Annotated in this window: 2 protein-coding genes and 5 pseudogenes; 6 read left to right on the top strand and 1 reads right to left on the bottom strand. The window is 59.0% G+C overall.

Going from position 1 to position 8507, the window contains the following annotated elements; translation table 11 throughout:
* Positions 1-5: 5 nt before the first annotated feature.
* Positions 6-419: pseudogene (locus tag LCM4577_RS24230) on the top strand (ATP-binding protein); the annotation flags it as partial.
* A gap of 57 nt (positions 420-476) precedes the next feature.
* Here LCM4577_RS24230 and LCM4577_RS24225 read toward each other — a convergent pair.
* A pseudogene (locus tag LCM4577_RS24225) lies at positions 477-1136 on the bottom strand (IS3 family transposase); the annotation flags it as partial.
* A gap of 135 nt (positions 1137-1271) precedes the next feature.
* Between LCM4577_RS24225 and LCM4577_RS24220 the strand changes: the two are divergent.
* The 5 genes and pseudogenes from LCM4577_RS24220 to pmtA all read left to right on the top strand — a co-directional run.
* Positions 1272-1688: pseudogene (locus LCM4577_RS24220) on the top strand (fumarate hydratase); the annotation flags it as partial.
* A 1242-nt stretch (positions 1689-2930) separates the two neighbouring features.
* Positions 2931-3587: a hypothetical protein gene (locus tag LCM4577_RS24215; protein WP_131803516.1), complete on the top strand. Its 657-nt coding sequence runs from the start codon at positions 2931-2933 to the stop codon at positions 3585-3587.
* A gap of 317 nt (positions 3588-3904) precedes the next feature.
* Positions 3905-5068: a porin gene (locus tag LCM4577_RS24210; protein ID WP_071073855.1), complete on the top strand. Its 1164-nt coding sequence runs from the start codon at positions 3905-3907 to the stop codon at positions 5066-5068.
* A 718-nt stretch (positions 5069-5786) separates the two neighbouring features.
* Positions 5787-7426 (top strand): annotated as a pseudogene (locus tag LCM4577_RS24205) (MFS transporter).
* A 252-nt stretch (positions 7427-7678) separates the two neighbouring features.
* Positions 7679-8182 (top strand): annotated as a pseudogene (gene pmtA, locus LCM4577_RS24200) (phospholipid N-methyltransferase PmtA); the annotation flags it as partial.
* Positions 8183-8507 lie beyond the last annotated feature (325 nt).

The raw sequence follows: 8507 nt of genomic DNA, 5'->3' as shown, positions 1-8507 counted from the left end.
GCTAGAATTACAACGTGCAGTTCATCACGGCTGCTACGTTGGTGGCGACGCTGGCCAAGGCCCACAGCGACGGCTCGCTCGACAAGCAGTTGGCGATCCTGGCGCGGCCGAAATTGTTGATCATCGACGAGCTGGGCTATCTGCCCTTCGAGGCCAATGCCGCCCACCTGTTCTTCCAACTCGTGTCACGGCGCTACGAGAAGGGCTCGATCCTGATCACCTCCAATCGCTCTGTGGGCGAATGGGGCAGCGTTTTTGGCGACCCCGTTGTGGCCACGGCGATCCTGGACCGCCTGCTTCACCACTCAACCGTGATCACCATCCGCGGCGACAGCTACCGTCTCCGCGAAAAGCGTCGGTCCGGCCTTCTGCAGAAGACCGGACCGACGCTTGAACCCAACGAAACTGCAAACCAGTGAAGGGGGTCAGTTCCTCACTTCGCCAAAGGGGTCAAATCCTCACTTCGCTTGACAACAGTTTGGCGCCGATGCCTCGAAGGCACGGTCAAGGAGGTTGTCCGACACTGCCGTGCGCTCGCCCTTATCCTTCGGCAACCCACGACGCCGCGGCCGAGCCCGCAGCGCGTTCTCCCGCATGAGCCGCTCGATGCGATGCAGGCCGCAGGACAGGCCTTCGGCCAGCACTCATGCCAGACGCGACGTGAACCATAGGTTCGGTCGCTGCTCTTGAAGCTTCGGTCGATCTTGGCAACGAGAATCTCGTGTCGGGAACGAGCGCTGGGACTGCGATTGAGCCTGGCATGGAAGCCTGAGCGGGACACATCCAGAGCGTCGCACAGCCATGCCACCGGCCAGATGTTCCGGTGCCTCGCGATGAAAGCGAACTTCATGTCACTTCCCTCGCGAAGTAGGCTGCGGCCTTTTTTAGGATGTCGCGCTCCGCCTTCAGCTTCGCGACTTCCTCGCGCAGCCGGTCAATCTCCTGCTGCTCGGGCTTCATCTGCCCGTGGCCGGGAAAGGCGTGCTGCGGATCGGCCGACAGCTCGCGCACCCATTTGCGCAGCACATTCTCGTGGACATCGAGGTCGCGGGCAGCCTGGCCACCGCAACGCCCCGATCCTTGATCAATATCACCGCTTCGAGCTTGAACTCGCGGCTGAACTTTCTTCTTTGCATTCCCACTCTCCACTTCCGTCAAACACCTTATCTCGGTGACCACGAAACCGGCAGCAGGCCAGAGGCGAGCAAGGGGTGCGGAGCTTCCAGAACCTGAAAATGGTCAGCGGCCTCGGCTCATTTGGATGAGATCAGGTGGTAAACAGATCGCGGATCATTGCTGGCAAGGACATCACACGGAGCGTTGCCGACGCTCTTCAGTATATCTCACACTACCATCCTCCAGATTATGTCCGGTCTCTTTCGCAGGCCTATGCGTGCGAACAGAGCCCCTCGGCCAAGAATGCTATCGGGCAGATTTTGCTGAACTCCCGCATGGCGGCTTTCGGGCGGCGGCCGATCTGCCAGGACACGGGTCTTGTGGTGGTCTTTGCAAGGGTCGGCATGCAGGTCCGCATTAAATCAGCAGCGAGTTTCGCCGACCTCGTGAATAGGGGCGTTCGCCAAGCATATCTCGACCCCGACAATCCCCCCGGCCATCGATTGTCTCGGATCCGCTTGGCCGAAGGGAGAACATGCGTGACAACACGCCGGCAGTCGTTCATGTCGCGTCCGCGGCGTCCTCTCTGGTGACAACGCGACTGAGTGGCAGTCCGGGCTGGGCGTCAACCGGCGACCAGTTCCTCGCAGCCGGGCGTCGCCATCGATCCCGTCGGTCGATATGGCTTTGAAGATCCTTGCGGCGCCGACAGTTCCAGGCGGGTCGAGGCCGAGAATGAGATCCGCCATTTCCTCTACGATGACATTGCCGGCCCCTACATTGAGGTGGTGAGCGTGAATAACCGTAGGGTCTCTCCGTCGAGCCAGAGGGAGCCTTCCAGTCGGTTCTGATCCTTCTTCGGCTGATCCGGGACGATCATCGCCGGCACGAAAGCGCAGACGCCACATTCACCAAGCCGACCCTCCCCATGCGCGTTGCGCCAAGCAAACAGCAGTGGGCTGGAAATTCCGTGACGCCCGCGCTGTCTCGAATGTCCGCCGCGCAGCCGAATAGCTCTCCTCACCGATCAGCAGCTTTCCCTCCTCCGACCAGCGGCGCAGCGTCCAGTAGCAACAATCCAGTGATGAGTGGCTCGCCGAAAGTCAGTACCTGTCTTTATTGCCCAACTACTCTCCCCCATCGCCAGCAAGGTGTCCCTCCAGAGTACACCGAGGAAAACGCAGGAAAGCTGCAGCAAACGCTCGCAGATTGCAGCCTTCAGCAGAAAGGGCCTTCTAATATGTAGGCTCACCGGGCGGCCTGCTGGTCGCCTTGACGACGACGCAGCGCGTGGCTCTTCGGCAGCAGATAGTCGGCTGGAGGCACCGATTAAAACCTCTCTCCCTGCCAGGAAGACCCATGAGTGGATCGAGCGATCCTGCAAAAAGAGAAGTTCGAGGACGAGCTTTCAACCTTTGTTGCGAAATGCATCTATGCGCCAGAAATAGGAATATCAAAGTTGAGATCGATATACGTCCGTACAAATGTAGAAATTAGTTCAATTGTACAATAAAGAATGGCTACATCGTTGCTATAAGCGACATCTGAATTATATCAGATGTAAGATAGTTTTTTTGCCTTGCTGAAACAATCATCGCGATGCGAGAGATGCACTGCGGTGTGCATTTGTTCCGGTCATGACGGCAAAGAAGGTCGTCCATTGATGTTCACTCCCTTTTGTTGAGAGGCGCAGTTGAAGCCGCGAGACGGCCGCCAGGACGCGAGCATGTGAAACGCAACACATCGCCGTCCAAGCTTCATGTCTTCAACGCTCTTTCAGCGCTTGCCGAGAGAATGCTATTGGGAAAGCCACAATGTCGGGATCGAGTGAGCTTGCCGATGACAAGCGCCAGAGCGAGCTTTCAAGCTTTGTCATGAGGGAGGTGCAACGCATTCTTGCTCAATGCGATGAGGCCAAGCGAAGTAACGGTCCCGTTGGCGCGCCTTCGGGTTCTCCTCCCCGCGAATTGACCGCCGTGGCCGCGGAATTACTTGGCAGGCTCGAGGCCGAAGCAACGCGACGGCTAGACGCTCGGGCCTGTGAGATCGCTTCGCGGCCCCGACCAGCCGACCATCCGCTCGGGCATCCGGTTCTGAAAGATGTTCCAAGAGAAGGCGCCCGCATTGCTGAGTGGGCCGGGCCAGTTGCAGGGTCAACCCGTCTCGAGAGAATTTTCGGAATACCGCGATCAACACTGCATTGGTGGCAGCGGCACAATGATGTGGTCGCCTTTCGCAGAGGCTCCCGCAAGCATGTATTTCCCCTTGCTCAGTTCGTCGACGGCAGGCCTGTGCCCGGAATCCGGCAGGTCCTCTTCTCGATCTCCGATCCGAGATTGGCTTGGCTCTGGCTGATCAGCCCGTCGCCTCTTCTCAATGGTCGCGTCCCTGTCGAATTGCTCAGGGAAGGTATGAACACAGAAGCTGTTGTATCGGCCGCCCGGGCTATTTCTCTGATCGAATCTATCTGACGACTGGTCAGGCGTCCCTGGCCGTGTGCGTACCTTAGACGTGTACGCAACAGTCAATGTGCCAACGGTGCCGTTTGTGCAAATGTATAGTTGTACAATTTGTGCAAGTAATATCGAAGATTTAGTGATAAAAATACAACTCAAACCTCGCCGTGTAGCTGATAAAATGAATTTGACCTTGCACTATTCCGTCCGGTGAATAGCTTTCGAGCCGGGAAGGATGCTTCGCGATGCGCATCTTTTTCGATCGTGGGGACAGGGAGCGGTTCGTCCATCGACGTCCTCGCCCCTTTTCAAATCATTCAAGGAGATCAAGTATGAACATCAAGAGCCTTCTTCTCGGCTCAGCTGCGGCCCTGATCGCAGCGTCCGGTGCTCGCGCCGCGGACGCTGTGACGGTCGCCGAGCCGGAACCGGCCGAATACGTCAAGATCTGCGACGTGTACGGCTCTGGCTACTTCTACATTCCCGGCACCGAAACCTGCCTGCGCATCGGCGGCTATGTCCGTTACGACATCGGCTTCGGCGACGTCGGGTCGTACGACGGTGCGACAAATGAGGATCATAAGGACGGTAGCCGCAACAACACCTGGTACAAGAACGCGCGCTTTTCGCTGAGGACCTGGAGCGGCCAGGAAACTGAACTCGGCACCTTGAAGACCTACACCGAGACTCGCTTCGATTTCGGCAACGATCAAGGCGACTTTGGTACCGCTCCCAATCCCGCGCACAACCAGGCCGTCAATCTGAAGCACGCCTGGATTCAGCTCGGCGGTCTCCGCATTGGCAAGACCGACACGGCTTTCGAAAGCTTCATTGGATATGCCGGTAACGTTATCAACGACACGCTGGTGTCCTACGGCGATTTAAACACCAATGTGATCCAGTACTACTTCGACGCCGGCAACGGTTTCTCGGCCGTGGTTTCGCTCGAAGAAGGCTCGGGCGTCAAGGGTACCATCGACAGCTACGTGCCGCACGTCGTCGGCGGCGTGAAGTGGACGCAGGGCTGGGGCGCCATTACGGCCGTCGTCGCTTACGACAGCAACTACGAAGAAGTGGCCGGCAAGGTCCGTCTCGACGTCAATGTTGGTGAGGCAGTTTCGCTGTTCGCGATGGCCGGCTATGGCACGGACGACAATCTGTCGGATCCGACCTGGGCGATCCCGGGCCGCGGTCGTGGCATCTACAAGCAGTGGGGCGGCAACTGGGCTGTGTGGGGCGGAGGCACCTACAAGTTCAACGAGAAGACCTCATTCAGTGCCCAGGTCTCCTATGATGAGTGGAAGAACCTCGGTGTTGCGGCGAATATCGCTTACGATATCGTTCCCGGCTTCACGATCACGACCGAAGTCGATTACCTGCATGCAGGCCGCTTCGACGAATTCGGTGCTGGCTCTCCTGCTCCGGCCTTGAACTGGACCGGTGCTGACAAGAAAAACAGCGTAGGCGGTTTTGTTCGGTTCCAGCGCTCGTTCTGAGGATTGAACGGCTCGTACCCCGCGTCGAAGCGGGTACGGCGAGCCTTCAATTGGTTGTCGGCGCAATGCTTGATCACGGACCTCCAGTCCGAGCATTTCGTCGATGAGAAGGGGCGCCCTGTTCCCGGGCGCCCTTTTTAAGTTCCCGTCAGACTCGCGCAGGCGAGATGAATCGCGGTCGACTATGACGCGGACCGCTCTCTTCATGACAGAGCGGCATGATCCGCAAAACAGCGTTGGCAGCAGTTCACGTTGAAAAGCAAAAGAGCCGATTCGGCAACCGGCCTCCGGATGCCCCGCCGGGAAGAGGTCCCCGCCGTCGCCGCCCTGAACGAGCTTCTCGCGCTCGGAAAGGTAGGTTCCTCCGGCTGCAGTGTCGAAAGCGCTCTCGCCGATCTCCTCGACTTCTGTTGAGAGAGGATGCCTGGTATATTCTGCCTGTCGGTTCATCAAGGCCAAAAACAGCGTTTTTTTTCGCCGAGCGAAACCGCGACGACCTTGATGGGGAGCCGAGCCAACAGGATGGGTGCATATCGCGCCACCATTAGCGCCGCGTCGAGCTACAAGGTGAGAGTTCGTTTCGGCGAAATGGGCAGTTTCCCGAAAAATAATCTGGACCTTAGACCGATAATGCCCTGATCCTGCCACGCTCCATGGGCAATTGCGGCAAGGGGAAATCTCGAACTTAACCTCATACGATTTTGAGAGGCTCGGCCCAATGAGCAGGGTGGTGCGCGCGGACGCGGCTTCAGTTTCCTCGGCGACGTTTGCGCCGCTGGAAAACCCCACGTTCCGCGCCGTCTGGCTGGCGGCTCAAGTGTCTAGCTTGGGCTGGCTGTTCCAGGGCGTCGCGGTCAGCTGGCTCATGGCAACCATCTCCACCTCTGACGTGATGGTGGCTCTGGTGCAGGCCTCCACGACGCTGCCCGTCTTCGTGTTGTCGATCTTTGCCGGCGCCATTGCCGACAATTTCAGCCGCCGCCATGTCATGGCGATCGGCTGGTGCGTGATAGCATTGTCGTCGATCATGCTGGGCTGGGAATATACAATCCATGGAAGATCCTCGCATTCAGCTGTCTGGCCGGATGCGGCGCTGCCTTCACCGATCCGGCCTGGCACGCTTCGGTTGGCGACATTCTGCGAAAGCGCGAAGTTCCCGCCGCTGTCACGCTGATCTCGGTCGGCTACAATGCCATGCGAAGCATGGGTCCCGCACTCGGTGGCATCGTTGTCGCCTCCTTCGGACCGCTGACCGCCTTTGCCTTGGCGACGCTGACCTATTTCGCGATGCTTTGGGTCATTGCCGTCTGCAAATGGAGCGGCCGGTCTTCGCCTCTTCCGCGAGAGCCGTTGACCATGGCCATTCATGACGGGGCGCGCTTCACGGCGCTGTCGGGAGAGATCAAGGCTGCCATCGCGCGCGGAGCTCTGTTCGGACTGACAAGCATTTCCATCCTGGCGCTGCTGCCTCTCGTCGCGCGCGATCAGCTCGGCGGCGGGCCGATCGTCTATGGTGTCCTAATGGCCGGATTTGGCGCTGGCGCCTTAGGCGCGGGCATCTCCAACAATGCGTTGAGACGGGCGCTGTCGCAGGAGCGGCTGACCACGCTGGCGTGCATCTCCTGCGCCGCCTGCTGCCTGGCGCTCGCTTTCACGCCTTCGATCTTTGTGGCGACGATTGCCTTGACCCTTGGCGGGGCAGGGTGGGTCGTCACCTGGACCGGGCTTGACGTCAGCGTGCAACTGTCGAGCCCACGATGGGTCGTCGGGCGTACGCTCTCGATCTACTCTGCGCTTGCGTCAGGCGGTATTGCGGCCGGAAGCTGGCTGTGGGGCGTGGTGGCTGAAAACTATTCCCTCACCCTGGCGCTCGAGAGTTCCGCTGGTGCCCTGCTGCTGGTTGCTGCAACCGGGCTCCTTCTGCCAATCCGGCAATGGAAGGAATCCGATCAGGATTCGCTTGATTTCGAGACCCCGCAACTTGCCCTCGACCTCAAGTCGAGGAGCGGGCCGATCGTGGTCAAGATAGAATACGCCATTCCGGAAGCGAACCTCGAGGAATTTCTCGATCAGATGCGAGAACGGCGTCGCGCGCAAAGCCGCGCCGGCGCAAGGCACTGGAACCTTCAGCGCGACCTGCAGGAGCCGTTGCAGTGGACGGAGACATTCCGCACGCCGACTTGGATGGACTATCTTCGCCTCAATCATCGCTTGACGGCGGTGGATAAGGAACTGGACCAACGTCTGCGCGAATTGCATGCCGGCGAGCTTCCGCCTCGTCAACGGCTCGCCATCGAGCGCCCGACGGGGGCGCCCCGCAAGCCGGATCAGCCGACGAGTTTCTTTTTCCGGCGGTGATCCAAGCAAACGCAACACTTCTCTGCTCGACAGACGACGCGGGGATGGGTGTGCTTGCCGCGTTTTGCGGCTCCAAACAGATGCGGCTCAATGCATTTGTCTTTTTGCCTCCGTTCCAGATGAATCACTGCGTTGCCGAAGCAAAAGCGCTGATGTGCTTAGCCGTCTAGCCGGTTCTTGTACGGAACCCCAGCGAAGCGCAAGCGAACCGCGATGGTGCTATCCCGCAGCTAATCGATTTTATGATTTTTCCCAGCATCAAGACTGCCGGTGCTTGAGCTTGGTGCCGGAACAGGCGTCATCATCAAGGCTATCCTTGAAACGGGTATCAAGCCGCAGCAGCTGGTTTCAGTGGAATATTCCGAGGACTTCCATCACCGCCTGAGGCGGCAGTTTCCGGATGTCGATGTTCGGCTGGGCGACGCCTTTTCGCTGGACCAGGTCCTGGCGGAGCGGAAATCCGAACAATTCGACTGTGTCATCAGCGCAGTGCCGCTGCTGAGCTTTCCGATGGAGCGGCGTATTGCTCTGCTCGAGGATTTGTTGGCTCGCATTCCTGTTGGCGCGCCCGTCATCCAGATCACGTATGGACCTTTGTCGCCGGTGATCAAGATGCCCGATCGCTACATTGTTTCGCACTATGATTTCGTCGTTCGCAACATTCCGCCCGCACAGCTTTGGACATATCGGCGGGCGGTCGGACGCCGCATGGGCGCTTCGGCTGCTGCTCCGCGCGATCGCGCTCAAGCAGGGTAGTAGCAGGCCAACCTGGAGCTGAGCCGGCACTGATGCAGCTGTTGCAGATGCGGCGAGATCGGTCTCGTCGAGAGTGGAACGAGGGGGCTAGGCCCCGGAATGGTCACCGTCTTGACGACACATTTGCGACGATTGCCGGCCGGGCCTACAGTGAGAGTTCATTCGCTTGGCGTGCTGTGATGCATATGACGCCACAAACCCGTAAGCGCTGCACACCAGGCTTTTCAGGAATTCGCTACGAGCGCCGCGATTTTGGAAGATCCGATGTCGGCCGTGCAGTGGATCGCCGCGTGCAAAAAGCTTTTGGCTTAAGGTTTCGCGTGGG

Origin of the sequence: Mesorhizobium sp. LCM 4577 (assembly GCF_001854795.2) — a bacterium.
Lineage (GTDB): Bacteria > Pseudomonadota > Alphaproteobacteria > Rhizobiales > Rhizobiaceae > Mesorhizobium > Mesorhizobium plurifarium.
This window is presented reverse-complemented; position numbering and strand designations above follow the sequence as displayed.

Excerpts from the sequence above, each read along its gene's own strand:
- LCM4577_RS24210 (WP_071073855.1), top strand. The coding sequence starts at position 3,905 with ATGAACATCAAGAGCCTTCTTCTCGGCTCAGCTGCGGCCCTGATCGCA.
- LCM4577_RS24215 (WP_131803516.1), top strand. The coding sequence starts at position 2,931 with ATGTCGGGATCGAGTGAGCTTGCCGATGACAAGCGCCAGAGCGAGCTT.